Origin of the sequence: Deferribacter desulfuricans SSM1 (assembly GCF_000010985.1) — a bacterium.
Taxonomy (GTDB): domain Bacteria; phylum Chrysiogenota; class Deferribacteres; order Deferribacterales; family Deferribacteraceae; genus Deferribacter; species Deferribacter desulfuricans.
The window spans coordinates 1,738,201-1,763,411 of record NC_013939.1 but is presented as its reverse complement, the minus strand read 5'-3'; the positions used below and the strand labels follow the sequence as shown (position 1 = coordinate 1,763,411).

The window sequence follows — 25,211 nt, the reverse complement described above, 5'->3', positions numbered from 1 at the left end:
AGTTTATGTGTCTTGGATTACCTGGTAAGGTGGTTGAGCTAAAAGAGTTTTCAGCTGTTGTTGATATTGCAGGCACCAAGAGAGAAGTTTCAACTATGATGCTTGCAGAGGATATTGAAGTTGGTGATTACGTGATGGTGCATGTTGGTTTTGCTATAGCTAAGATGGATCCAAAAGAAGCTGAAGAAACACTTAAGACTATTTTGGAGTTTGTTGATGAAGATGATTTCTGAGTTTAGAAATTTGGGAAAAGTTAAATTGTTAATAAAAAAAATCAATGGTTTGGTAAAGAAAGATAAAATATATAGGTTTATGGAAGTGTGTGGCACGCATACAATGTCTATTTCTAAATTTGGGATAAGGTCCCTTTTGCCTGAAAATGTTGAGCTTATTTCCGGACCTGGTTGCCCTGTTTGTGTAACATCACAAGGGGAGATTGACGCTGTTTTTGACTTAATAAAAGAAAATAAGCCTATTATTGCAACTTATGGTGATCTTTTAAAAGTCCCTGGTTCTTCAGGAGATAATTTGTTGAAATTAAAAAGTTTAGGGTATGATATTCGGACAGTTTTTTCACCTCTTGATGTAATAAAAATGGCAAAGCAGAATAGAGATAAAAGTATTGTGTTTTTAAGTATAGGTTTTGAAACAACTACTCCACCTTCGGCAGCACTTGTTAAAGTATTAGAAAATGAAACAATTGATAATGTTTATCTATTTGTTATGAATAAAACAATGCCAAATATTTTAGAATTTATTGCTAAGCAAAAGATTGTGAAGATAGATGGGTTCTTGTGCCCGGGGCATGTTTCAGTGATAACAGGAGAAAGTTTGTACCTTCCTTTAGTAGATAATGGTTTTGCATGTGTCATTACAGGTTTTGAACCAATTGATATTTTATTAGGGATATATAAGCTTATTAAACAAGTGAATGATGGAAATTATTTTGTTGATAATGCATATAAAAGAGTTGTTAAATCTGATGGTAATAAGAAAGCTTTAGAGCTGATGCATGAAGTGTTTGAGGAGTCTGATAGTTATTGGAGAGGGATTGGTATAGTAAAAGATAGTGGATTAAAACTTAGAGAAAAATATGATAGATTTGATGCTGTTAAAAAGTTTAATGTATTTGTAGATCATAAGAGTGAAATAAAAGGTTGTCGCTGTGGAGAGGTATTGTTAGGATTGATTAAACCTTATGAATGTGGTTTGTTTGAAAATGTTTGTAATCCAGAGAATCCTGTTGGCCCTTGTATGGTCTCAAGTGAAGGGACGTGTGCAGCTTATTATAAATACGAGAGGAAAAGGAAATGAAAATCGTTACAAAATCTATTGGTAGTGGTGGAGCTGGTACAAATAAGTTTATAAATGAAGAGATTGTAAAACGATTTAGTAATGATAAACTAAATAAGCTCAGAGATGCAAGTTTAATAGAAATATCTTCACCTATTTTAATTAGTACAGATTCTTTTACTATTTATCCTGAATTTTTTCCAGGTGGTGATATTGGTAAACTTTCAGTTTTTGGCACATGCAACGATATTGCAGTGAGTGGTGGAATCCCAGAATATTTAAGTTTTTCACTGGTATTACCTGATGGGTATGACTGGAATAAGCTTGAAAAAATTTTAGATTCTACAAAAAAAGCTGCGGATTTAGTTGGTGTAGAAATTGTAACTGGTGATACAAAAGTTGTTGATGGTATAACAACTCCAATTATAAATACCACAGGTATTGGTAAGTTGCGTAAAGATTTAAATGATTATTCTAATATTAAATTAGGTGATAAAGTGATTATAACTTCTGATATTGCTAGGCATTCAGTATCTATTTTATTAACAAGAGGTGATTTGGGGTTTGAAGGTGATATTGAATCTGATTGTTGCAATTTGTATGATGTTATAAAAGGTCTTGATTATGATAAAGTTTCTTTTTGTAGAGATGCAACAAGGGGTGGGGTTGCTGCTGTTTTGAATGAAATAACTTCTAAAATTAAATTTGGATTTTATCTTCATGAAAGTAAAATCCCTATTAGCGATAATGTTAAATATTTTTGTGAAATGATTGGCATGAATCCTTTGCAAATGGCAAATGAAGGGGTAGCTGTTTTAATTGTTGATTCTGATTATGCAAACGATGCTGTTAATATTATCAGAGAAAGTGAAAATGGTAGAAAAGCTGAAATCGTTGGGGAAGTGATAAATGAAAATATGGTGTTACTTAAAACAGAGGTTGGTGGTGAAAGAGTTGTTGATATACCTGTTGGTGAGCTTTTGCCTCGTATTTGTTAGCTGTAACAGTAAAAAAGATCCTTTGATTGAATCAAAGTGTGGTTTATGTCATTCAGTATCAATAGTTTATAGTTATGATGGGAATAAAAGTTGGGAACACACTATTTATGCTATGAAGCAAAGAGGACTTTCGTTAACAAATGATGAAGAAGCTAATATCCTAAAAAAATTAAAAAAAATTAAAAAAAATTAATATTAGACTTGCCAATAATTAAAAATATGTTAAAATTTTATTATGAAAGATTTGTTGAAAAAGATTGATTGGGAAAAGATGAATAATTTAGTACCTGTTATTATTCAGGATTTCAAAACGTCACAAGTTCTTATGCAAGCTTATGTAAATCAAGAAGCTTTAAAATTAACGGTAGAAAGTGGCAACTGTCATTATTTTTCAAGAAGCAAAAACAGGATTTGGATGAAAGGTGAAACATCAGGTCATATACAAAAGGTCAAAGAAATATATGTTGATTGTGATGGGGATTGTCTTTTATTTAAAGTGGATCAAATAGGTGTTGCTTGTCATACTGGAAATAAAAGTTGTTTTTTTGAAAAGATATATGGGGCTTAAATATGTTTAAAAAGAGAAATGTAATTGGGATTGATATAGGAAGTAATACCGTTAAAATGGTTGAGTTAAAAAGTAAAAAAGGTGGCTATGAACTTGTCAAAGCAGTTATTGAAGAGTTACCTGAGGATGCGATCTCTGAGGGCTCAATTGTTGATTATGGTGAAGTGATAAATACAGTTGTTGAAGCATTCAAAAGGGGAAAGTTTAGTCATAAATATGTGGGTGTTGCTTTAAAAGGGAACGATGTGATTGCAAAAAGATTGCAAGTGAATGTCCCTGATAAGAAGAATTTTGATGAAACATTTAGGTGGGATGCTGAGCAGTATATCCAGATGAACATTGAGGATGTGAATTTAGATTATGAGATAATTGAATTTAATGATGAAATAGGGCAGGCTGAGGTGATTTTAGCAGTTGCCAGGAAAGATTTAATATCAGATGTTTCTTCCGTTATTGAGTCAGCAAAGCTTAAACTGTCTATCATAGATTTGGAGATCTTTACTTTGATTAATTGTTTTGAAATGAATTATGGTAGAGAAGATGGAGTTAATCTAATTGTAAATGTTGGTCATGCAACAACATTGTTGGTATATATTAAAAATGGGTTGTATGAATTTTCAAGAACAATTGATTTTGGTGTTAAGCAGTGCATCGAAGAAATACAAAAAAATCATGGTTTAATATATGAAGATGCTAAAGCGAAACTTCTTGATAAAGAAAATATTGAGTTTGATGATGAACTGCGCAGAAGTGTTGAGCAATTTAATGAAAAACTGGCTAATGAAATTCGCAATAGTATGAACTACTTTTATACTACAACGCAACTTGTAGTTGATAAAGTATTTATTTGTGGCGGTGGAGCAAATGTTTTTCAGTTAAAGGATACCATTGAAAAAGTGACTGAAGTTGAAGTGGCTATGTTTAATCCGTTTGCAAACTTTGATATTTCCAAACAAATTGATCAAGACTTGTTGACCAAGCATTTATATCAATTTAATGTTGCATGTGGTTTATCATTAAGAAGAGTGGATGAAAAATGATTAGGATTAATTTAATTCCCAAAAAGAAAAAGTTTAGGTTGCAAGGTGTTTATTTAGAGTTGATAGTTTTTTTGTTAGTTATAGGTGTTATTGTTTTTGGTATATTTAACATTAATAGTAAACTTAATGAACAAAAAGGGTTGATCAAAAGAGAAATAACAAAATTAGAAAGAGAACTTAAAAAGTTGAGGAAAATTGATAGAGAAGTAAAAGAGCTTAAAAGGAAGAAGCAGGAATTGCAGAAGAAAATTGATTTAGTGATTAACTTAAAACAGGGGCAAAAGGATTATTACAATATTTTGACTAAACTTGAAAAATCATTACCACAAGATGTATGGGTTAGAAAATTTAATTATAAAGGTGGTAAAATAAGTTTGGAGGTATCTTCTTTAAGAAGTAGTTCTGTCAATGAGTTTATTTTGAATATGTATAAAACAGATTTTTTTAGAGATATAGACTTAAAAGTTGTAAGAAAGAATCAGGTAGAAGGTATTGATATTAATAATTTTAGTATTACAGCTAAAGTAAATTTGGGTGGTTAAAATGAATTTTTTAAATAAGGTGCCACTAAAAATTAGATTATTGTTAGAGATTTTAATAATAGTAGCAATTGTAGTTGTTTATTACTTTTTTAGTTATAAGCCGCAAGTTGAAGAAATAAATAACTTAAAGAAAAGGTATGATAGACTTGCACTGTCTGTAGCAAAGTTAAGACCTGTTCAATTGAGTTATGATAAGTTTAAAAAAGAACTTCAGATAGTAGAAAATCAATTTAAGATGGTTTTAAAGATATTGCCAAATGAGAAAAGCTATAATGTTCTGTATGATGAGATAGTAAATTTAGCAGAGAACAATGGACTTAAAGTTACTTTATTTCAACCAACAGGGGTAAAAAGGATTGATGATTTTCATTCTGCTGTAAGATTTAAAATTAATGTAGAAGGCGATTATTTAAGTTTGGTAAATTTTATTTATCGATTAAATTATTTAAATAAAATCATTAATATAAACGACATCTCTATAAATCCATATAAAGATAAAGCAGGAAATTTTGTTTTGCGTTCTAATATTAACATGAATTCTTATATGTTTAATGTTTCAGGATCTGGAGCGAAAAAATGAGAATATTACTAAATGTTTTTATATTAGTTTTATTTGTAGTTGCTATTGGTTGTGACAGTAGTATACCTGAATTTAAGCCTAAAACAATAAAAAGAAATGTCAAAAAAGTCAGTTTCCAAATAGATAATAAAACATTAACAAAACAGGAAGAAAAATTGAAATCTCTGTTTGTAAACAAATATGTTCCTTTGAATTATGAAGCATCAAAAAACCCTTTTGAGTCTGTTGTTGATTTGTATAAAGCTAACCAGGAAAGTGTTTCTGAAGGTAATCCTTTATTGTCATTAAATCTTGATCAGTTAAAACTTGTAGGTATCTTGAAAAGTACTTTTGGAAATATAGGTGTTATTGATGCAAATGGAAACACTTTTTATGTAAAAGTTGGAGATGAAATAGGTTCTATGAGAGGCAAAATAATAACTATCAGTGAGGATATGATGGTAGTTAGACAAACAGAAAAAGATATATTTGGAAATGTAAAAACAGATTTAAAAGAGATATATTTAACCCAGAAGGAGGGTAAATAATGAAGTTATATTTAAGAAAAATATTTGTACTCTTTTTTATAATAATTTTAGCTTCATGTGCTACAAAAAAAATTGAAGTTAAAAATACAAAAGAATTGAGTGATTTAAAAATAGAAAAGAGCCAGAGTAAATACAGTATAAATTTACAATATAACTATTCAGCAAAGCCAAAAGTATTTTATTCTAAAAATCCTTATAAATTAATTATTATTACTCCAAGTACTAATGTTGCTTCAAAATTGATTAAGTTTAAATATAACGATGACATTATTAAAAATGTTTTAGTTTATCATGATTCTATTGGTGCAAATGTGGAATTTATTTTAACACAAGATGTTCACTATCAATATGATATAAGGAACAATAATCTAAAATTAACTTTTGAACCTATCTCGGTAGAAGAAAAAGAATTGGGTGAATCTATCAAGTATGAGACTCCAAAAGTCGAAGATATTGTTATTGGCAATAAATTGTTAGATATTGAGAATGAATCTAATAGTGGGAATCTTTATATAAGTTTGAAATTAAATGGTGTTGTGAGATATGATTATGGATATTTAGATAATGGTTATTTGTATGTAGATCTCTTTGATGTTAAAAGTGGTTTATCTAAAAAACTTTATAGATTTAGGACTGGTTTAGTTAAGTATTTAAAAGTTGGAGAGTATTATCCTCCACAAAAAGTTAGAGTACTTTTCAAGTTATTATCACCTACAACAGTCTTTGCCGCACAAGATGGAACGCAGTTAATTATTTCAAATCAGTTTGATAAGTTACCTCAAGAGAAAAAATATTTGTTATCGATAGATACTATATCAGTAAAAACTTTTCAAAGTATTATTTTGAAAACAACTGGTAGAGTAAGTTTTACAAAAAAAATTGTGAATGGCAATTTATTAGTTGTTTTTAACGATGATGTAACTGTTCTTAAAAAAGTGAAAAATATCATTAACTTTCCTGAAAGTTCACCTTTTAAGTATTTGAAAGTGATAAAGTATGAAGGTAAAACCGCAATTATGGTTGTTCCAAATGGTTTTGAGATATATGCAAACGTTGAAATGGCACCTGAGGGAGTTTTAATCAGTGGTAGTTTTGAAAAGTTTAGTAAGGCTACTGTTAAATTTTCGAAAGGTTTAGAGCTTTTAGAGTCAAAAAAAGAGGATAAAAAGGCAAAAAAAGAGGATTTGATTACTTTAAATATCAAAGATATGGATGTTAGAGAAGCAATAAAACTCATTTATTTTGGACGAAATAAAAATCTGGTATTTAGTAATGATGTTAAAGGTAAAGCGACATTGTTTGTGAGAAATATCCCATATTCAAAGGCGTTAGACGTGATTTTAAAAGAGAATGGTCTTGTAAAAATTGAAGATGATGATCTTGTTTGGATTATTACAAAAAATAGATATTCCCAGATGAAGCAGGAAGAACTCAACAAATTAAAAGAAAAAGAAGCTGTAAAAAAAGTTGAGCCGTTGGTAACGGAAACACTTTTTGTAAAATATGCTGATGCAAGTGAATTCTCTTCTGTTATTAAGTCAGTATTGAGCCCAAGAGGGAAGATGGAAATTAATGCTAAATCAAATAGTTTTGTGATTACAGATATAAAATCTGCTATAGAGCAGGCTAAGGATTTATTAGAAGAGCTTGATAAGAGGACACCTCAGGTCACTATAGAGGCAAGGATAGTTGAAGTATTTGACACAAATAATGTAAACTTAGGTATTCAGTGGGGTGGTAATTATAATGTTAATTCAACTTCAGTGAATTTTCCTAATACAATTACAGTTAATGGGAATACTGGAAGTACTGGTATTGGTGGAGCCGGTTATGTAGTGAATTTGCCTGTTGGTGCTCCAGCTGGAGCTTTAGCTTTGTCACTTGGTAATTTATCAAGAACTTTTAATCTCGATATAGCTTTGTCTGCTCTTGAAAGTCAAAACAAAGTAAGAACAATTTCTAGTCCAAGAATAACAACGCTTGATAACCAAGAAGCTGAAATAAAAAGTGGTGGTACAGCTATAATTGTACCTACAGGTGATAATACAGAAACAGAAGAAGTAGATGTCGGTATAAAGTTAAAAATTAAACCTCATATAACAAGCAATAATATGATATATTTAGATATAGAAGTTGAAAAAAGTTCACTTGGTGCTGTAACTGCTAATACAGCTACAACTGAGGAGAAAAAAGCTAAGACTCAAGTATTATTGGCAAATGGTGAAACGACAGTTATTGGCGGTATTTATGAAGATGAAAAGTCAGAAGTTAATCAAGGAGTTCCTTTTTTGAGTAAAATACCTATATTAGGCGCACTATTTAGAGCAAAAAATAATACTGTTACAAAAAGAGAACTTTTAGTATTTATAACTCCTAAGATTGTGGAGTAATGAAGCTTTTTTTGATAGCTGGTGAAGAGTCAGGCGATATACACGCAAGCAATATGATCCGCCATCTTAAAAAGATGGCGGATTTTTCTTTTTATGGCACAGGTGGGAACCGTTTAAAAGATTTGGGTCAGGTTCAGTTTTTTCATATCAATGATATGTCTATAATTGGTTTAGATGGTATTATTAAAAAAGCTCCTTTTATTTTTAAAATGTTTAAGACATTAAAACGTAAGTTGCTTGAAGTAAATCCTGATGCAGTAATATTGGTTGATTATCCAGGCTTTAATTTAAGATTTGCCAAATTTGCAAAAGAGAATGGATACAAAGTTATCTATTATATTGTCCCTCAAATATGGGCATGGCATTTTAGCCGGATAAAAAAGATACAAAAATATGTTGATTTAGCTTTATGCATTTTACCTTTTGAAGAAGAATTATATAAATCAAACGGTGTAAACGCCAAATTTGTCGGAAATCCAATTGTTAATAATATTGAATTTAATTTTAAAAACAAAAATGAATTTCAGAAAAAATTTGGACTAAAAAGTGATAAAAAGGTTATTGGTATTTTCCCTGGAAGTAGAAAAAAAGAGATAGAAGCTTTGATATCTCCCATTAATGACGCAGTTGAAATGTTAGGAGATAATTACCAGTATCTATTGGCTAAAGCAAAGAATTTGGATATAGATGTTTTTAAAAATTATAATTTAAGTGATAAGATTAAAATAATTGATGGTTATAATTATGATGTAATGAAATATTCCGATTTGTTATGGGTGTGCTCTGGTACTGCAACATTAGAAAGCGCACTAATTGGAACACCTTTAATTTTGATGTACAAAGTTAGTAAATTAACAGAAATTATTGGAAGATTAGTAATTAGAACTAAATTTATAGGTTTGCCAAATATTATTGCAGGTGAGGAAGTTGTCCCTGAATTGATTCAAGATGAATTAACACCTGAAAACTTAAGCAAATATACATCAATCATTTTTTCAGGATATGAAAAATATAAGGGATATTTATTTCAAATAGGAAAAATGTTTAATGTGGAAAACCCTTCTTATCAAGCAGCTAAGGAAATATATTCCTACCTTAAAAAATATAATCACAAATAATATCAGATAGTTACAGCCTGTAATAATCTTTTGCTCTTTCTATTGTTCTGGCATGAATTTTTCTAAGGAATTGTTGGAGGTGTGAAATGGAACAGATGGCCTTAAAAATGAAGCAAATTTTACCTATTGATAAAAATGTAAAACAATTGGCTAAGAAAGAAGCTAGGCATGATAAGGGTGAGTTCAAAAAGGTGTTAACTTCTAAAATTAATGAAAATAGCAATAAGAGTAAAATAGTCAACAAAAATGAAGCAAGGTTAAATAATAAGAAAACAAATATTAATGAAGATATGAATAATTCAACAGTAGATATCGAACTTCTGAAATCAATTTTAAATGCACTAAATATTAGCGTAGACGAAAACTTTTTTGAAGAGCTAAAAACTATTAAAAATTATGAAGAAGCACTTCAAAAAATTAACGAATTACTTTCTTTAAAAGGATTCTCTGAAAACGATATTAAGAAATTATTTACAATGATAGAAGAGATAAAAAAGGAGCAATTTAGTGATTTAAAAAATAGAAATTTAGAAAATATTGATAAATCATTAAGGGATTTGGAAAATATACAGAAAATAAATGATAAGAAAGAAGTGTTAACAAAATTTCAAGGCTTTGAAAAATTGTTAGAAGAGAATCATGGCAAAGAAGGGAATAAAGTAGTAGAAATAGAAAAATTTTTTCATGACATATTAAAATCTAAAGAAGAAAACAAGCCAGTAATCAGGAATATTAAAATTGATATGGTACAATCAACAAATTTCAGTAACGATAAACACAACGTTGTTAATACAGATTTACACACTGTTAAAGTAGAAAAACCATCCGATGTATTAAAATTTGTAGATTATATAAAAATTGCAAATATAAAAGATGGTCAAAAATTAGTAGTCAAATTGCATCCAGCACATCTAGGGAATCTAAAAATAGAATTAAGTGAAATAGCAGGAAAAATGACTGCAAAACTACTGGTTGATTCACATGAATCTAAACATCTTTTAATGACAAATATTGATGCAATTAAACAACAATTGGAAACTAAAGGGATAATTTTAGCAGATGTGGAGCTGGGTTATTTACATGATGATAATAATCAGGGGAGATTTGAGAGGGAAAACAATGGCAGTTCTGGTAAACCACATGGAAGAGAATCTTTTAAAATAGAAGAGGTAGAAAATACTAAAGAAAATGATAGTGCAATTTATGCATAATTTGGAGGTTAAATATGATACAGCAAAGTAGTAATATAAATACAGTTACTTCTATAAGTAATATAAATAATAGAGAGCCGAAAAAAGAGCTGGATAAAGACGATTTTTTAAATCTGTTAGTTACTCAACTAAAAAATCAAGACCCTTTAAATCCTCTTGATAATAGTGAATTTATTGCTCAAACCACTCAATTTTCTTCTTTAGAACAGTTAATAAATATATCTGAAAAGTTTGATAAATTGATTGATAATGAAGAAAGTAGCAATTTAAATCTATTTTCAGCAGTAAGTTTCATAGATAAAACAATAAATTTCTATGGTAACGATTTTAGTGCAGATGAAAACGGTGCTTTATTAAGATTTGATATTTCTGGCACTCCAGCAACTACAAATATAGAAATTTATAATGATAAAGGTGCAAAAGTTAAAACTGTCAGCGTTAAAGGGGTAGATGGTTCAAATACTTTTAGCTGGGATTTGACAGATGATAATGGTATAAAATTAAATCCGGGAAATTATTCTTACAAAGTTGTTGCAAAAGATAAAGATGGTAATGAGCTGCCGGTTAGATTATCTTCTTCAGGTAGAGTGATAGGTGTATTGAAAGAGGGTAATTCTACGGTTTTTGATTTGGGTTTTACCAAAGTAAAACCTGATGAAATAATTTCTGTATATAATTAAAATTTTGGAGGTGCATAGATGTTAAGGTCACTTTATGCAGGTATCACAGGTTTGAATGAGCATCAAAAAAGTATGGATGTTATTGGTAATAATATAGCTAATGTAAATACTGTTGGATATAAAACATCTCGTATTGTATTTCAGGATTTATTATTTCAAACAATTAGTGGTGGTAAGGCTCCTGCAGGAAATCTTGGTGGTATAAATCCAAAACAGATAGGGACAGGCACCTCAACTGCCTCTGTTGATACCATTTTTACACAAGGAACATTGCAAAATACAGGAGTTACTACAGATATGGCGATACAAGGGAATGGTTTTTTTGTAGTAAGAAGTGAAAATGAAAATGAAAACTATTATACAAGAGCGGGTAATTTTACTTTTGATAAAGATGGATATTTAGTAACTCCTGATGGATTTATTGTGCAAGGGTGGATGGCTGATGCAGATACTGGGGAAATTTTAACCAATACCGAAGTTTCTGACATTCAGCTATCATCAGCTTATACAAGCGTACCAGCAAAGGCTACAACTGAGGTTTCATTAGTCGGAAATTTGGATACAAGAGCAGAACCAACAATATTAGAATTTCAGCCTTTAATGACAACAGCAACTAGTAATGACAATATATTTGATTTATACAGTTCTAATGGTTTAAAACTTGATCTTGTAGACGGTGAGCCTGTAAGAATAAAAGCTCATGCTACTGATATCACAGATATGGCAGCTGTGTATAATGATAATGATGTTAATCTTGGATTAGATAGCAATCCAACATTAAACTTAATTGTAAATGGGAATAGTTATGCTTTAACATACTCGTCTTCAACAAATGCTGATACAGCTAATAATGATAATCAATTTCATTCAGTACAAGGTTTCTTATCTGAATTAAAAAATATTTTAGATACAGAATCTGGTGGGAATTATACTGTTAGTATCTCAAATGGTGAAATTAATGTTCAAAGGGTTTCTGGAGATCTAGTAATAAACTCTTTTTCAGGTAATCCAAATTTAGCTGCTCTTTTACAACCATTAGTTGGTACATATAATTCGGTAAACACTTCGTCCACCAGTAATTCGCTATTTTACGAAAAAGTCTTAACAGCTGGCAATGATTTTAGTAATTTAGGTGACTTAGCTGTTCAGATTCAAAGTGCAATAAACGATAATGTCTCTACTGGTTTTGTGGTGGATTATAATAACACATCCACAGGTAAATTTACTTATGATAATACTTCAGGTAACAATAATATAACAGGTTTTAGTATTGATAAAGCTTATAGTGGAACTGTTTTTGAAAGCAATATGGTTACATCTGATACAATCTCTGTTGGTAATTACACTGAAAGTAATATTTTTTTAAGATTGGCTTCGGAGACTGACAGTTTAAATAATCTATATACAAACTCTGGTGTTTCCCTAGGGTTAGATAATAATACTACAATTCAGTTTGATGCTCAAATTGGAGGTGATACGCCAAATGGTAATGGAGTAAATAATATTAGTGTTGCAAATAATACTGTTGGTGATTTATTAGATGCATTAGAAGCATATATGGCTTTACCTACAGATAGTATACAAATTGAAAATGGTAAAATAAAAGTAACAGGAGAAAAAGGTATTCCAAACAGTATTGATTATATAAATTTTTCGGCGACAGGTCCAAATACTTACGCTACTTTTACAGATTATATGAAATATCAAACGTTGCAAAATGCATCTGGTGGGCAGCTTGTTACTAGCCAAACCATTTACGATGCACAGGGTAATCCTCATGTGGTAAATTATAAATTTGAGTTGTATGATGAAGCAAATAATGAGTGGAAACTTACTATTGAGCCTGCTGATAGTAACGATTCTATTTCAGTAGATGGCACTACAGGAAATACTGTCATAGTAAGGTTTAATCAAGATGGTTCTTTTCAGGGTGTATATGATATTTTCACTAATAATGTTTTAAGCAATCTTTCATATACTTTATCACCTTCTAATGGTGCTTCAATCATGAGTGGTATTAATGTGAATCTCGGTACTCCTGGTAATTATGATGGTATGACATTGTCTGCGTCAGATTCCACAATAACAGAAACTGATCAAAATGGGTATCCAATGGGCTCATTGGAAAGAATATCTGTCAATGATACAGGGGAGATAGTTGGTGCTTATACAAATGGAGAGATTAAAAAGATAGCTCAAGTGGGTATTGCAATTTTTACAAATCAGGAGGGTTTGTTAAAAGTGGGCGATACACTTTTTGCTGAGACTCCTAACTCTGGACAAGCTGCAGTTGGTCAAGCTACCACTGGAGGGAGAGGTTCAATTGCTGCAAGCGCGTTAGAGAATTCTAATGTTGATTTAGCTAGAGAATTTGTAAATATGATAACAACTCAAAGAGGTTTTCAGGCAAATTCAAGAGTTATTACAACAAGTGATGAACTGTTGCAGGAGTTGATGAATTTGAAGAGATAATATAAATTTTACTTTGAAACTTACAGTTTTTTAAACTATAATGAGTTAGGAGCGGATAAGTATGGATATTGCTACACTGCTTGGTATTGTTATTGCTTATGCTTTGGTATTTGTGTCCCTTTTGATGGGGCCAGGTGTTGGTGTATATATAGATATTCCGTCAGTTTTGATTGTTATTGGTGGTACATTTGGTATTATTTTTATGAACTATCCAATGAATAAAGTTTTTAATATTATAGCCATAGTTATGAAAACATTTCTATTTAAATCTGAAGACCCTTCTAAACTTATTGAGCAGCTTGTAAATTTTGCTGTTAGAGCAAGAAGGGATGGTATACTTGCTCTTGAGTCAGCGGAAGGGGAAATAAGTGATGAATTTTTGAAAAAAGGGATAAGACTTGCTGTTGATGGTACAGAGCCTGAAGTTATTAAATCTATATTAGAAACTGAATTGTCATATATGGAAGAAAGGCATAAAGAAGGGGTAGGTATATTAGAAAGTATTGCAAGTTTTGCGCCTGCTATGGGGATGATTGGTACATTAATTGGTTTGGTGGCTATGCTGCAGACGATGAGTGACCCAAGTTCTATCGGTCCTGCGATGGCAGTAGCTCTTTTGACTACGTTTTACGGTGCAATTATTGCAAACCTTTTTGCTGCGCCTCTTGCTGGCAAATTGAAAACGAGATCAGCTGAAGAAATCCTTTTAAGAGAAATAATGATTGCTGGTATTATGGCTATACAGGCTGGAGATAACCCAAGAATAGTTGAGCAAAAATTAAATGCATATTTACCACCAAAGATGAGAAAATCTCAATTTGAATAGGTGAAAAATGGCTGAAAAAAAGTGTGAAGAGTGTAAAGCTGGGGCACCAGAATGGATGGTTACCTTTTCTGATATGACCACTCTTCTTTTGACCTTTTTTGTTTTATTGTTATCTATGGCTTCATTAGACCAAAGGAAAATAAAAGAGGCTCTTGGTTCTTTACAAGGTGCTTTAGGAGTGCTTGAGGCTGGTAGAAAGTCTGAAATGGGGAAAGAAGAAATTTTATCTAAAATGGATTTTGTAGATAAAGTTAAAAAAAGTCAGGAGCAGATGCTTTCTGGATTAAAAAATTATATTGAGCAAGCAAACTTGAGCAGTCAAATTTCTGTTGTTAAAACAGATAAAGGGATCTCAGTAAGAATTATGGATTCTGTTTTGTTTGCTCCTGGTAGTGCTGAAATTTTACCTTCAGCTATACCTATTTTAGAAAAATTGGCTGCAGTTATGAGAGATACGCCATACAATATTTTGGTAGAAGGGCATACGGATGATATCCCAATAAGTACCCCTAAGTATCCTTCAAATTGGGAGTTATCGACAGCAAGAGCTGTAGCTGTGGTAAAATTTTTAATCAGTAGAGGTGTAAAACCTGAGAAATTGAGCGCTGCCGGTTATGCTCAGTATCATCCACTTGTTCCGAATATTACTCCAGAAAATAGGGCTAAAAATAGGCGTGTAGAAATAAATTTTGTAAGTCCTGAACTTGCCGAATCACATAAAAATATCTTTGAGGAAAATGAAGGTGGAGGTTTCTAATGGCAGATGAAGAAAAAAAAGAACAAGAACAGGAAGAAGAAGGTGGGAAAAAGAAGAAAAAGTCGAAACTTCTACTTATAATAATAATTTTAGTAGTGTTATTGATAGTAGGCGGTGGGGCAGCTTACTTCTTTGTGCTGAAGCCAAAAGCTGATAATAAAGCTGAAGCAGCTGCAGCAAAGAAAAAAGAGGTGAAAGCTGAGCCAGCTATTGGGCCACTATATTCTTTAGATACTTTTATAGTTAATTTAGCTGATCCAGGTGGTACAAGATACTTAAAAGTTACTATGCAATTAGAGTTGGATAGTGAAAAGGTTCAAGAGGAAATGGAGAAGAGGAAACCTCAAATCAGAGATGTGATATTAACAGTTCTTTCTTCAAAGACATATGCAGAAGTGAGTACTGCACAAGGAAAATTGGCTTTGAAACAAGAGTTGATAAGAAGAATAAACTTAATTTTGACAACTGGTTCAGTAAAAAATATATATTTTACTGAATTTGTTGCGCAATAGGTGATTAATGAAAGAAAAAATAAAAAAAGTTAAAGAAGAATTTGGTGAAATAATTTTAAAAGTGGTAGTAGAGCTTGGTAGAGAGAAGGTTACTATTCAAGAAATGCTAAATTGGCATAACGGCTCTATTATTAAGTTGAATAAAACTTCGGGTGAAGCTGTGGATATTTTAGTTGAAAACAGGCCTATTGCTAAAGGTGAAGTTATGGTAATTGATGAAAAATTTGCGGTGAGAGTTTCGGATATCTATACTCTTGATAATATCGTAGAAAAAAAACGTGATGGATTGTATGAATAAAGTAATATTTGTGTTTTTGTTTTGTATTATTAGTTCTTTATCTTATTCATTTAATTATGATGTTAATAATGACTCATTGGTGTTTAAATTAAAAGTAGTTCAGGGTTCAAAAATTGTAACACATTATGAACAAGATAATAAAATAATTTATCAAATATCAGCAACTAAAGGTGAGATTGTAAACAAGGAGTTTTTAGGATTACCCGTTTCATACATCAAAACATATAAAAAAAATGGCGGTTATTTTTTAGAAATAGATTTTGTGAAAGCAAGATTGAATCCTCTTATAAAAGTTGAAGATGGATATTTGATAGGAAAAATTGATTTTGCTTCTATCCCTCTAGCAGATAATACAGTTAAAGATGTAAACCCTTACTTAAGAATTATTATAGGGTTAATAATTATTATTGTTCTTATCTTGATAGGTTATAAGTTTTTAAATATTTTTTATAGAAAAAGGGTTATTTCTGATATCCCAGGAGTTGGTAGTTTATTGGGTAAAATGGATATAATGCCTGGTGTTACTCTATTTTTTGTTGATATGGAAAAGTATATATACGTATTAGGGTATTCAAATGCAGGGATTACTAATATAGATAGGATAACGGATGAAAAGGAAATTGTTCGGATTAGATCTGGTTTTTCTAAAAAGAAAGATTTTTCAAGTTATTTGAGATTTTTTGGTAAAAAAATTTCAAAAGAAGAAGTTGAAATTACTAAATCAATAGTGAAGGAGAAGGTTGAGTCATTAAGAAAAAAATAGTTTATATCTGTTTTATTTTTTTACTTTTTGGTCAAAATTTAGTTTTAGCTGCTGACAATATCCCTTTACCCGCTGTTAGATTTGGAATAGATACTGCAAAAAATCAAAATGATGTTGCTATAACTTTACAAATAATATTTTTAATAACCATACTTACACTGGCACCTGCCATATTACTGATGGTTACGTCTTTTACGCGGTTAATAATAGTTTTTTCCTTTTTAAGAAGTGCTTTGGGTACTCAGCAATCTCCACCAAATCAGGTTTTGATAGGGCTTGCATTATTTTTAACATTTTTTATTATGTCGCCAGTATTAAATGACATGTATAAAAATGCAGTTCAGCCTTATATGGATGGTAAGTTAAATTTTACTCAAGCGTTAGTTGAGGCTAAAAAGCCATTGAGAAAGTTTTTATTAAAAAATACAAGGAAAAAAGAGCTTTTAACGTTTATAGAAATATCAAAAGTTCAAAGGCCAAAAACTCCAGATGATATCCCTGACTCTGTATTGATTCCTGCATTTATTACAAGTGAGTTGCAGACAGCCTTTGAAATAGGATTTTTACTATTTCTGCCATTTTTGGTGATAGATTTTGTTGTTGCAAGTGTTTTACTTTCTATGGGTATGATGATGTTGCCCCCAGTTATGATATCTTTACCTTTTAAAATTTTACTATTTGTGTTAGTTGATGGTTGGGGATTAATTGTTGGTTCGATGGTAAAAAGTTTTTATTAGAGGTGCTGATTGACTGCAGATTTTGTAATTGAGATTACGACAAAAACATTGGAATTGACAATGATTATTGCTGCGCCAATGTTATTGTTTGGATTGATAGTGGGATTACTAATAAGTATTTTTCAAGCTGTTACTCAAATACAAGAAATGACTCTAACTTTTATCCCTAAAATAGTGGCAGTGGTTGTGGCGCTGATAATTTTTTTCCCTTGGATTTTAGATAAACTGGTTGCATTTACGTTTAATCTTTTTCAAAATATCCCAATTTATATAGGCAAATTTTAGGAGATTTGGATGAGTGAAAACAAGACAAGAATATTGATTGTTGATGACGAAGATTATGTCAGGGACAGTTTAAAGATTATTTTATTGGCTGAAAACTACGAAGTGGTAGATGTTGATAATGGGTATAGGGCTTTAGAACTATTAAATGAAAAGTATTTTGACTTTGTGATTACAGATATAAAAATGCCAGAAATGGATGGAATAACTTTGTTAAAAAAAATCAAGGAGAAATACCCTGAAATACCTGTTATTGTGATGACTGGGTTTCCAAGTATAGACAATGCTATTGCTGCTTTAAAAGAGGGTGCTTTTGATTACGTTACAAAACCTTTTAAAGTTGAGGATTTGATAAATAAACTTCATAAAGCATATGAGACCAAGAAGTTACGTAAACAAGTAGTAGAGCTTAATAAGTTGTTACATATTCATCACTTAGGTTTATTTTTTAATAAGACACTCAATCATGAAGAAATATTGGAAGCTATGGAAAAGGCCCTTTTTCAAGATGAAAATATTAACGGTTATTTTCTGCATATTTTTACTAAAGCATTCAAGGCTTCAAAAGGTGTAGATAAGGAGTTACTAGAGTATTTAGAAGCTAATTATACATTTAAAACGGCTGCGGAATTATTTTTCAACAAAGATAATATAAGTAAAACATTAAATATAACAGGTGTAGATTACGATATTTTATTAGTACCAATGTATTCTGAAAATTTTATATGGGGGCTTTTCGCTATAATTAAGAAAGGTTCGAATGTTTTTAGCGATGTTGATAAGCAGGTTTATTCAATTCTAGTTAATCAATTTTCTATTGCGCTTAGAAATTCTTATACTTATGAAGAGCTTGCTAAGGGTTATTTTGAAACTATAAACTCTTTAGCAAGAGCAGTTGATGCAAAAGACCACTATACACGTGGTCATTCAGAAAATGTGAAAAATTACTCTTTGATGATTGTGGAGGAAATGGGGCTTGCTGAAAGTTTTAAGGAAGTAATGACTTACGCTGGTCTTTTGCATGATATAGGTAAAATTGGAGTACCTACTCATATTATTGTAAAACCTGATAGATTGACAGATGAAGAGTTTGAAGAGATGAAGAAGCATCCTCTTCATGGAAAAGAGATCCTTGAGCCTATTGAATTTTTGGGGGATGTTCCTGATTATGTGTTATATCATCATGAAAAATTGGATGGTAGTGGCTACCCATATGGTTTGACAGATAAAGAGATACCTTTGGGAGCTAAAATACTTCAGGTTGCTGATTCTTTTGATGCAATGACAACCGATAGAAGTTATAGAAAAAGAAGAACTTTAACTTGGGCGATAGAAGAGTTGGATAGATGCAGTGGTACCCAGTTTGATCCAGACATAGTTAAAGCTTTTAAATCAGCATTAAAAAAGAAGGGGTTTAAATGGTAGATTTGATGTTAGATGATTTGATAGGATTAGGTAAAAAAGCTAATAAAATAAAAGAGAGTAAATGGGGGAAGAAGGTATTTTTTATAAAGAATATCCACCTTAATTATACCAATATATGTGTTAGCAAATGTAAATTTTGTGCTTTTGCAAAAGATGAAGGGGATGATGATAGTTATTCCATGGATATAGATGATATAATCGGTTACATAGCTAAAAATGGTATAGATGCCAATGAGATTCATATAGTTGGTGGTTTGCATCCTCATCATAAATTTGACTTCTATGTTGATGTTGTAAAAAGTATTAAAGAACATTTTCCCGAAAAAGTTGTTAAGGCTTTTAGTGCTGTAGAGATTGATTATTTTTCCAAAATATCTGATTTATCGGTTCAAGACGTTTTAAAAAAGCTAAAATCTGCTGGCTTGGATATGATGCCTGGTGGAGGGGCTGAAATATTCGAACCTAAAGTAAGAAATATTATATGCCCTGAAAAAATAAGTGGTGATAGATGGCTTGAAATAGTTGAAATTGCCCATCGTGAAGGGATTAAAACCAATGCGACATTACTTTATGGCCATTTAGAAAGTTTTGAAGATATAGTAAGACACTTAGAAAAAATAAGGAATTTGCAGGATAAAACCGGTGGTTTTATAGCATTTATTCCATTGTCTTTTCATCCAGAAAATACTTTTTTAAGCCATTTAAAACCAGCTACAGGTGTTGATGACTTAAAAGTTATAGCTTTATCAAGGATTATGTTGGATAATGTTCCCCATATTAAGGCATATTGGGTAATGTTGGGAGAAAAAACAGCTCAGGTTGCTTTAAAATTTGGAGCTGATGATTTAGATGGGACAATCGTTAGAGAAAAAATAACTCATTCTGCAGGGGCAAAAAGTAAAGAAGGTTTGACTTTAGATGAATTGGTTTTTATGATTAAATCTGCGAACTTAATCCCGGTAGAAAGAGATTCCTTTTACAATGAAATCAGAGTTTATTAACTTTTATATACATAACCCTTCACCTAATTTACATATATTGGGTAAGAGATTAAAAAGAAAAGGTCATAAAGTTGTATTTACTTCTGATAGTATTTATTATCCAAAATTTTACAATTCTATTTATTTGCTAGAAAATAAAAATATTGAAAAAATTGAGCCATCCATTAACACATATTTTTGTGAGAAAGAGATTTTTAAATTTAAAAGGAATATTTTAGATAAAGTATTCTATTTTAATAAAACCAAGTATACTTCTTTGTTTTTTAACAGTATCGTTAAACAAAACGGTAACTTTAAAGAATATAATCCTATAGAAGATACAGATAAAAAGAATTTTGACGATATAATTAGTTCAAATGATGAAGCAGTAATAATTTTATCTTATCTTGATAGTAATATTTCTGATAGATATTCTATAAAAGGGAAAAGATTTTATTTATTTAAATTAACTTTGGAAAATGAATTTTTGAAAATCTTTAGTGATTCATCCTTTTATATCATAGATAATAGTATTGAATTTTTTATATTTGAAAATTATCTTATAGTTATCTCTGAAAATGATAATTTAGATGTAAAAAAATTGTATAAATATTTGAATAAATATACTTTTGAAGTAGAATCTTTAGGAAGTTATGTAAAAAATATTTTCCCTTGGTTTATGAAGTATAAAGTAGGGAATAAATATTTGATATTTTTGAATGATTACAGTTTGTTCAATATTTCTGTGAAAGTATGTGATGAGTGGTTTGATAAATTAGAGAGGGCAATATGCTTAGAAAAGCTGCAGTAAAAGGGTATTTTTATCCTGATAAAAAAGAAGAATTAATAGATTTTTTTGAAAAAAATAAAACAGAAAGTAAAATAGATGCTTTTTTAGCAATCGTTCCCCATGCTGGCTACATTTATTCAGGAAAAACTGCTGTTAAGACTTTATCAAGTTTGAATTTAAAAAAGAAAGTTTTATTGATTGGGCCAAATCATACTGGATTTGGAGAGAGAGTTGCATTATACCCCGATGGAGAATGGGAAACCCCTTTTGGTTTTGTGCGAGTTGATTCAGAATTAAACAGAAAGCTGAGCTTAATCCCTGAAATTGAGGAAGATATAATAGCACATGTAAGAGAGCATTCGTTGGAAGTTATATTACCCATTTTACACTATTTTAAAAAAGATATTACTTTTTCGGCTATTACAATGATGCCTCTTAAATATAATCAATGTGTTAAGCTTGCCAGTGATATTTATAAACAGATAAAAGATGAAGATTTAAATATTATTATTAGCTCAGATTTTAATCATTATGAGGACGCAGAGACAACAGATAAAAAGGATTTGATGGCAATTGAGAAGATTTTATCTCTTGATACGAAAGGGCTTTATGATACAGTTTTCGATAATGATATTAGTATGTGTGGTATTTATCCGGCTATAGTTGGGATTGAAATAGCAAAACGTTTTGGAGCAAAAGAAGGTATTTTAATAGAGCATACTCATAGCGGATTTGTAAATGGGGATTTTTCTCAAGTTGTGGGGTATGCTGGCATATTAATTAAATAACTTAAGAGGGGGTAAGTGTGAAAAAAGTAAGGAAAGCAGTTATACCTGTTGCTGGTTTTGGGACGAGAATGTTACCTGCGTCTAAAGCGATTCCTAAGGAGATGATTACACTCATTGATAAACCGTTGATTCAATATGCTGTTGAGGAAGCTATCAATGCAGGAATAGAAACTGTTATATTTGTAACATCGAAACATAAAAAATCGATTGAAGACCATTTTGATAGAAACTTTGATTTAGAAGAGGCTTTGAAAAAGGGTGGAAAAGAAAAGGAACTTGAAAAAATTATAGAGCTTTCAAATTGCTGTGAAATTGTTTCTGTCAGGCAGAAAGAACAGCGCGGTTTAGGGGACGCTGTTTATTGTGCTAAAAATATTGTTGGTGATGAGCCTTTTGCCGTTATTTTACCTGATGATGTTATGCTTAGTAAAGAGCCAGTTATTGGACAGCTAATTGAAAATTATGAAAAGGTAGGTGGAAGTGTCATAGCTCTTCAAGAAGTTTTGCCTGAAGATGCTTCAAAATATGGCATTGTATCTGTTAAGGATAAAGTAGAAGATAGATTGTTTTTATTGGATGATATGGTTGAGAAGCCTAAAAAGAACCCTCCATCAAATTATGCTATAATTGGCAGATACGTTTTAGACTCAAAAGTAATGACAAACATAGGTGAAACTGAGCCTGGTGCTCTTGGTGAGATACAGCTTACAGATGCTATTAAAAAAGAAGCATTTTTAGGCAATGTGTATGGCTATCTGTTTAAAGGAGAAAGGTTTGACTGTGGTAATGTAAAAGGTTATTTAGAGGCTATAATAAATTTTGCTTTAGAAAGGGATGACTTAAAAGATTATCTTGTTGAAATAATAAAAAATAAATTTTTATGAGGCAGTTATGTCTGATTTGCCAGGGATAAAGATTATTCATGGAATAATTAATAACGAGTTAGGTGATATTTTAAAGATATTAGAGAATATACTAAACAATCGCACTGTTTTTGAAAGTAATTATCCATTGATGGACATAGCAATTTCAAAGGATAAAATTAAAATATATGTTGATTTACCTGGTGTGAAATTAGAGGATTTTAAGGTTTATTTATATAACAACAATTTGATAATTGAAGGCTTTAAGTCTGAAAATAAAATTGGTCAAAAGGTTAATTTTTTGAGAATGGAGAGAGATTTTTTCCCTTTTAGGAGAGTAGTTCAATTGCCTGAAAGTATATATGATGAAAATATTACTGCTATTCTAAAAAATGGGGTTTTGGAGATTATTATTGACAAAAAGTAAGGAGGAGAGATGGAGAATTTAGAACAAGATATAAAAATACCTGAAGAATTACCTCTTTTACCTGTAAGAGATATTGTGATTTTTCCATATATGGTTTTGCCTCTTTTTGTAGGGAGAGACTCAAGTATTGCAGCTATAGATGAAGCTTTAAATTCTGATAGATTAATATTTTTGGCCGCACAAAAAGATGCGATGATTGAAGCTCCAACTTCTGATGACATATATATAACTGGCTGTATTGCAATGATTTTAAGAATGTTAAAACTACCTGATGGTAGAGTTAAGATTTTGGTACAAGGGCTTAAAAGAGGAAAAATTGAAGGATACATTCAAAATGAACCTTATTTTAAGGTAAAAGTTAGCCCAATAGATGAAGTTCAGATTGAAAAAGATTTGAATGTCGAGGCTTTAATTAGGTATGTAAAAGAGCAAATTGGTAAAGCAGTAAATCTTGGTAAACCTATGTTGCCTGATTTGCTGGCTATAATCGATACACTTGATGATCCTGGCAAACTTGCTGATATTGTAGTGGCGAATATAGGTTTAAAAATTGAAGAAGCTCAGGAAGTGCTGGAGATTGTAAATCCTGTAGAACGCCTAAAAAAGGTATCAGATTTTTTAAATAGGGAAATAGCAATTTTAGAGGTTCAACAGAAAATTTTAAATGAAGCTAAGGGTGAAATTGATAAAAGTCAGCGCGAATATTTTTTAAAAGAGCAGTTAAAGGCTATTAAAAAAGAACTTGGTGAAGAGGATGATTTTCAAAAAGAGATAGAAGAATTTGAAAAGAAAATTAAAAAAGCCAAGATGCCAAAAAATGTTAGGGAAGAGGCTAAAAAGCAACTTGATAGATTATCTAAAATGCATCCTGACTCTGCAGAAGCTACAGTTATAAGGACTTATTTAGAGTGGTTGGTTGAACTACCATGGAGTAAAAGCAGCAAAGACAACCTTGATTTAACACATGCAAAAAAAATCCTTGATGAAGATCATTACGGTTTAAAAGAGGTCAAGGAAAGAATATTAGAGTTTTTGGCTGTGAGAAAACTGAATCCAAATATGAAAAGTCCAATTTTGTGTTTTGTTGGTCCTCCTGGTGTTGGAAAAACTTCGTTAGGGAAATCGATTGCCAGAGCTATGGGCAGAAAGTTTCATAGGATATCTTTAGGTGGAATGCGTGATGAAGCTGAAATTAGAGGCCATAGGAGAACTTATATTGGTGCTATGCCTGGAAAAATTATTCAAGGGATAAAAAATTGTGGTACTAATAACCCTGTATTTATGCTTGATGAAATAGATAAGATAGGGATGGATTTTAGAGGGGATCCTTCCTCTGCTCTTTTAGAGGTTCTTGACCCTGAGCAGAATAATAGCTTTGTTGATCATTATTTGGGTGTCCCTTTTGACTTATCTAAGGTGCTTTTTATTACAACAGCAAACTACCTTGACCCTATCCCTCCTGCTTTAAAAGATAGGATGGAAATTATATACATTCCAGGTTATACCGAAGAGGATAAGGTTAAAATAGCAGAAAAGTATTTAATCCCTAGACAGATCAAAGAGAATGGACTTAAAGAAAGCCAAATTAGATTTACCAAGAGAGCAATTGAAAAGATAATAACAGGGTACACCAGAGAATCAGGACTTAGAAATTTGGAGAGGTTAATAGGCAAAATTTGTAGAAAGGCCGCAAGGCAATATGCGGAAAAAAGAAAAGATAAATTTCTGATTAATGAAAATGCAGTTGAAAAATATCTTGGTCCTGTAAGATATCTAGATGAAGATGAATTGAAAAATAACGAAATAGGGATTGTGACTGGTTTAGCTTGGACTCCGTTTGGTGGAGAGATTTTGTTTGTTGAGTGTACAAAATATAAAGGTAAAGGGAATCTTATTTTAACAGGGCAACTTGGTGATGTGATGAAGGAATCCGCAAGAGCGGCTTTGACTCATATAAGAGCTATTGCTCCAAAGTATGGGATTGATGAAAGTTTGTTTAAACAATACGATATACATGTTCATGTGCCAGCAGGTGCAATACCAAAGGATGGACCCTCTGCAGGGATAACAATTGCTACAGCTATTTACTCTGTCTTTAAACACGTGCCTGTTAAAAAAGATGTTGCTATGACTGGTGAAATAACAATTACAGGTAAAGTTTTGCCTATAGGTGGTCTTAAAGAAAAGTTATTAGCAGCTAAAAGACATAATATAAAAAAAGTATTATTACCAAAGAAAAATGAAAAAGATTTAATAGAAATACCAAAAGATATTAAAAAATCCTTAGATTTAATTTTTGTGGAAAAATTTGAAGATGTTGTATCGCATGCAATAGATGAGTAAG

28 protein-coding genes are annotated in these 25,211 nt (G+C 31.0%); all 28 read left to right on the top strand.

All coding sequences use genetic code 11. The annotated features are described in order from the left end of the window. Positions 1–5 precede the first annotated feature (5 nt). The 28 genes from DEFDS_RS08710 to lon all read left to right on the top strand — a co-directional run bounded on the left by DEFDS_RS08710 (position 6) and on the right by lon (position 25,210). Entirely contained in the window at positions 6–233 is a 228-nt protein-coding gene (locus DEFDS_RS08710; RefSeq protein ID WP_013008433.1) for a HypC/HybG/HupF family hydrogenase formation chaperone, read from the top strand. Further along, the gene (gene hypD, locus DEFDS_RS08705) at positions 217–1,314 is read left to right on the top strand and encodes a hydrogenase formation protein HypD (RefSeq protein ID WP_013008432.1); all 1,098 of its coding nucleotides are present in this window, start codon (positions 217–219) and stop codon (positions 1,312–1,314) included. The genes DEFDS_RS08710 and hypD overlap by 17 nt, the downstream gene beginning before the upstream one ends. Then, positions 1,311–2,291 carry a hydrogenase expression/formation protein HypE gene (gene hypE, locus DEFDS_RS08700; RefSeq protein ID WP_013008431.1) on the top strand — a complete coding sequence of 327 codons (981 nt, stop codon included), beginning with the start codon at positions 1,311–1,313 and terminating at the stop codon, positions 2,289–2,291. The genes hypD and hypE overlap by 4 nt, the downstream gene beginning before the upstream one ends. A 22-nt stretch (positions 2,292–2,313) precedes the next feature. Next, complete coding sequence (locus tag DEFDS_RS08695) at positions 2,314–2,484, top strand: hypothetical protein (protein WP_153801487.1); 171 nt, start codon at positions 2,314–2,316, stop codon at positions 2,482–2,484. Positions 2,485–2,526: 42 nt separating this feature from the next. Then, positions 2,527–2,859: a phosphoribosyl-AMP cyclohydrolase gene (gene hisI / locus DEFDS_RS08690; protein ID WP_013008430.1), complete on the top strand. Its 333-nt coding sequence runs from the start codon at positions 2,527–2,529 to the stop codon at positions 2,857–2,859. Between the two features lie 2 nt (positions 2,860–2,861). Beyond that, positions 2,862–3,899, top strand: coding sequence for a type IV pilus biogenesis protein PilM (gene pilM, locus DEFDS_RS08685; protein ID WP_013008429.1), 1,038 nt, complete (start codon positions 2,862–2,864; stop codon positions 3,897–3,899). After that, positions 3,896–4,441, top strand: a complete 546-nt coding sequence (locus tag DEFDS_RS08680) for a PilN domain-containing protein (protein ID WP_013008428.1) — start codon at positions 3,896–3,898, stop codon at positions 4,439–4,441. The genes pilM and DEFDS_RS08680 overlap by 4 nt, the downstream gene beginning before the upstream one ends. Position 4,442: 1 nt before the next feature. Beyond that, a complete protein-coding gene (locus DEFDS_RS08675; protein WP_013008427.1) occupies positions 4,443–5,021 on the top strand; it encodes a type 4a pilus biogenesis protein PilO in 579 nt (192 codons plus the stop codon). Continuing rightward, positions 5,018–5,548: a pilus assembly protein PilP gene (locus tag DEFDS_RS08670; protein WP_013008426.1), complete on the top strand. Its 531-nt coding sequence runs from the start codon at positions 5,018–5,020 to the stop codon at positions 5,546–5,548. Before DEFDS_RS08675 ends, DEFDS_RS08670 begins: the two co-directional genes overlap by 4 nt. Then, a complete protein-coding gene (pilQ, locus tag DEFDS_RS08665; protein ID WP_013008425.1) occupies positions 5,548–7,938 on the top strand; it encodes a type IV pilus secretin PilQ in 2,391 nt (796 codons plus the stop codon). The genes DEFDS_RS08670 and pilQ overlap by 1 nt, the downstream gene beginning before the upstream one ends. Continuing rightward, positions 7,938–9,056, top strand: coding sequence for a lipid-A-disaccharide synthase (lpxB, locus tag DEFDS_RS08660; protein WP_013008424.1), 1,119 nt, complete (start codon positions 7,938–7,940; stop codon positions 9,054–9,056). Before pilQ ends, lpxB begins: the two co-directional genes overlap by 1 nt. 86 nt (positions 9,057–9,142) lie before the next feature. Further along, positions 9,143–10,267 carry a flagellar hook-length control protein FliK gene (locus tag DEFDS_RS08655; RefSeq protein WP_013008423.1) on the top strand — a complete coding sequence of 375 codons (1,125 nt, stop codon included), beginning with the start codon at positions 9,143–9,145 and terminating at the stop codon, positions 10,265–10,267. Positions 10,268–10,281: 14 nt separating this feature from the next. Beyond that, positions 10,282–10,947, top strand: coding sequence for a flagellar hook assembly protein FlgD (locus DEFDS_RS08650; RefSeq protein WP_013008422.1), 666 nt, complete (start codon positions 10,282–10,284; stop codon positions 10,945–10,947). A gap of 18 nt (positions 10,948–10,965) precedes the next feature. After that, on the top strand, positions 10,966–13,419 hold the full coding sequence (locus DEFDS_RS08645; protein ID WP_013008421.1) for a flagellar hook-basal body complex protein: 2,454 nt from the start codon (positions 10,966–10,968) through the stop codon (positions 13,417–13,419). Positions 13,420–13,480: 61 nt separating this feature from the next. Next, a complete protein-coding gene (locus DEFDS_RS08640) occupies positions 13,481–14,245 on the top strand; it encodes a motility protein A (protein WP_013008420.1) in 765 nt (254 codons plus the stop codon). 7 nt (positions 14,246–14,252) lie between these two features. Continuing rightward, positions 14,253–15,002, top strand: a complete 750-nt coding sequence (locus tag DEFDS_RS08635) for an OmpA family protein (protein WP_013008419.1) — start codon at positions 14,253–14,255, stop codon at positions 15,000–15,002. Then, on the top strand, positions 15,002–15,514 hold the full coding sequence (locus DEFDS_RS08630; RefSeq protein ID WP_013008418.1) for a flagellar basal body-associated FliL family protein: 513 nt from the start codon (positions 15,002–15,004) through the stop codon (positions 15,512–15,514). Before DEFDS_RS08635 ends, DEFDS_RS08630 begins: the two co-directional genes overlap by 1 nt. Positions 15,515–15,521: 7 nt before the next feature. Beyond that, positions 15,522–15,812, top strand: coding sequence for a FliM/FliN family flagellar motor switch protein (locus tag DEFDS_RS08625; protein WP_041223702.1), 291 nt, complete (start codon positions 15,522–15,524; stop codon positions 15,810–15,812). Further along, positions 15,805–16,575, top strand: a complete 771-nt coding sequence (locus tag DEFDS_RS08620; RefSeq protein ID WP_013008417.1) for a hypothetical protein — start codon at positions 15,805–15,807, stop codon at positions 16,573–16,575. The genes DEFDS_RS08625 and DEFDS_RS08620 overlap by 8 nt, the downstream gene beginning before the upstream one ends. After that, positions 16,572–17,312, top strand: coding sequence for a flagellar type III secretion system pore protein FliP (gene fliP, locus DEFDS_RS08615; protein ID WP_013008416.1), 741 nt, complete (start codon positions 16,572–16,574; stop codon positions 17,310–17,312). The genes DEFDS_RS08620 and fliP overlap by 4 nt, the downstream gene beginning before the upstream one ends. Positions 17,313–17,321: 9 nt before the next feature. After that, positions 17,322–17,597, top strand: a complete 276-nt coding sequence (gene fliQ, locus DEFDS_RS08610) for a flagellar biosynthesis protein FliQ (RefSeq protein WP_013008415.1) — start codon at positions 17,322–17,324, stop codon at positions 17,595–17,597. A 9-nt stretch (positions 17,598–17,606) separates the two neighbouring features. After that, positions 17,607–19,019 carry an HD domain-containing phosphohydrolase gene (locus DEFDS_RS08605; RefSeq protein WP_013008414.1) on the top strand — a complete coding sequence of 471 codons (1,413 nt, stop codon included), beginning with the start codon at positions 17,607–17,609 and terminating at the stop codon, positions 19,017–19,019. Then, entirely contained in the window at positions 19,013–20,020 is a 1,008-nt protein-coding gene (gene mqnE / locus DEFDS_RS08600; protein ID WP_013008413.1) for an aminofutalosine synthase MqnE, read from the top strand. Before DEFDS_RS08605 ends, mqnE begins: the two co-directional genes overlap by 7 nt. Next, positions 20,001–20,810: a hypothetical protein gene (locus DEFDS_RS08595; protein ID WP_013008412.1), complete on the top strand. Its 810-nt coding sequence runs from the start codon at positions 20,001–20,003 to the stop codon at positions 20,808–20,810. Before mqnE ends, DEFDS_RS08595 begins: the two co-directional genes overlap by 20 nt. Then, positions 20,789–21,577 carry an AmmeMemoRadiSam system protein B gene (gene amrB / locus DEFDS_RS08590; protein WP_013008411.1) on the top strand — a complete coding sequence of 263 codons (789 nt, stop codon included), beginning with the start codon at positions 20,789–20,791 and terminating at the stop codon, positions 21,575–21,577. Before DEFDS_RS08595 ends, amrB begins: the two co-directional genes overlap by 22 nt. 17 nt (positions 21,578–21,594) lie before the next feature. Further along, entirely contained in the window at positions 21,595–22,461 is an 867-nt protein-coding gene (gene galU, locus DEFDS_RS08585; protein WP_013008410.1) for a UTP--glucose-1-phosphate uridylyltransferase GalU, read from the top strand. 7 nt (positions 22,462–22,468) lie between these two features. Further along, entirely contained in the window at positions 22,469–22,867 is a 399-nt protein-coding gene (locus DEFDS_RS12995) for an Hsp20/alpha crystallin family protein (RefSeq protein WP_013008409.1), read from the top strand. A 9-nt stretch (positions 22,868–22,876) separates the two neighbouring features. Then, entirely contained in the window at positions 22,877–25,210 is a 2,334-nt protein-coding gene (gene lon, locus DEFDS_RS08575; protein ID WP_013008408.1) for an endopeptidase La, read from the top strand. Position 25,211 lies beyond the last annotated feature (1 nt).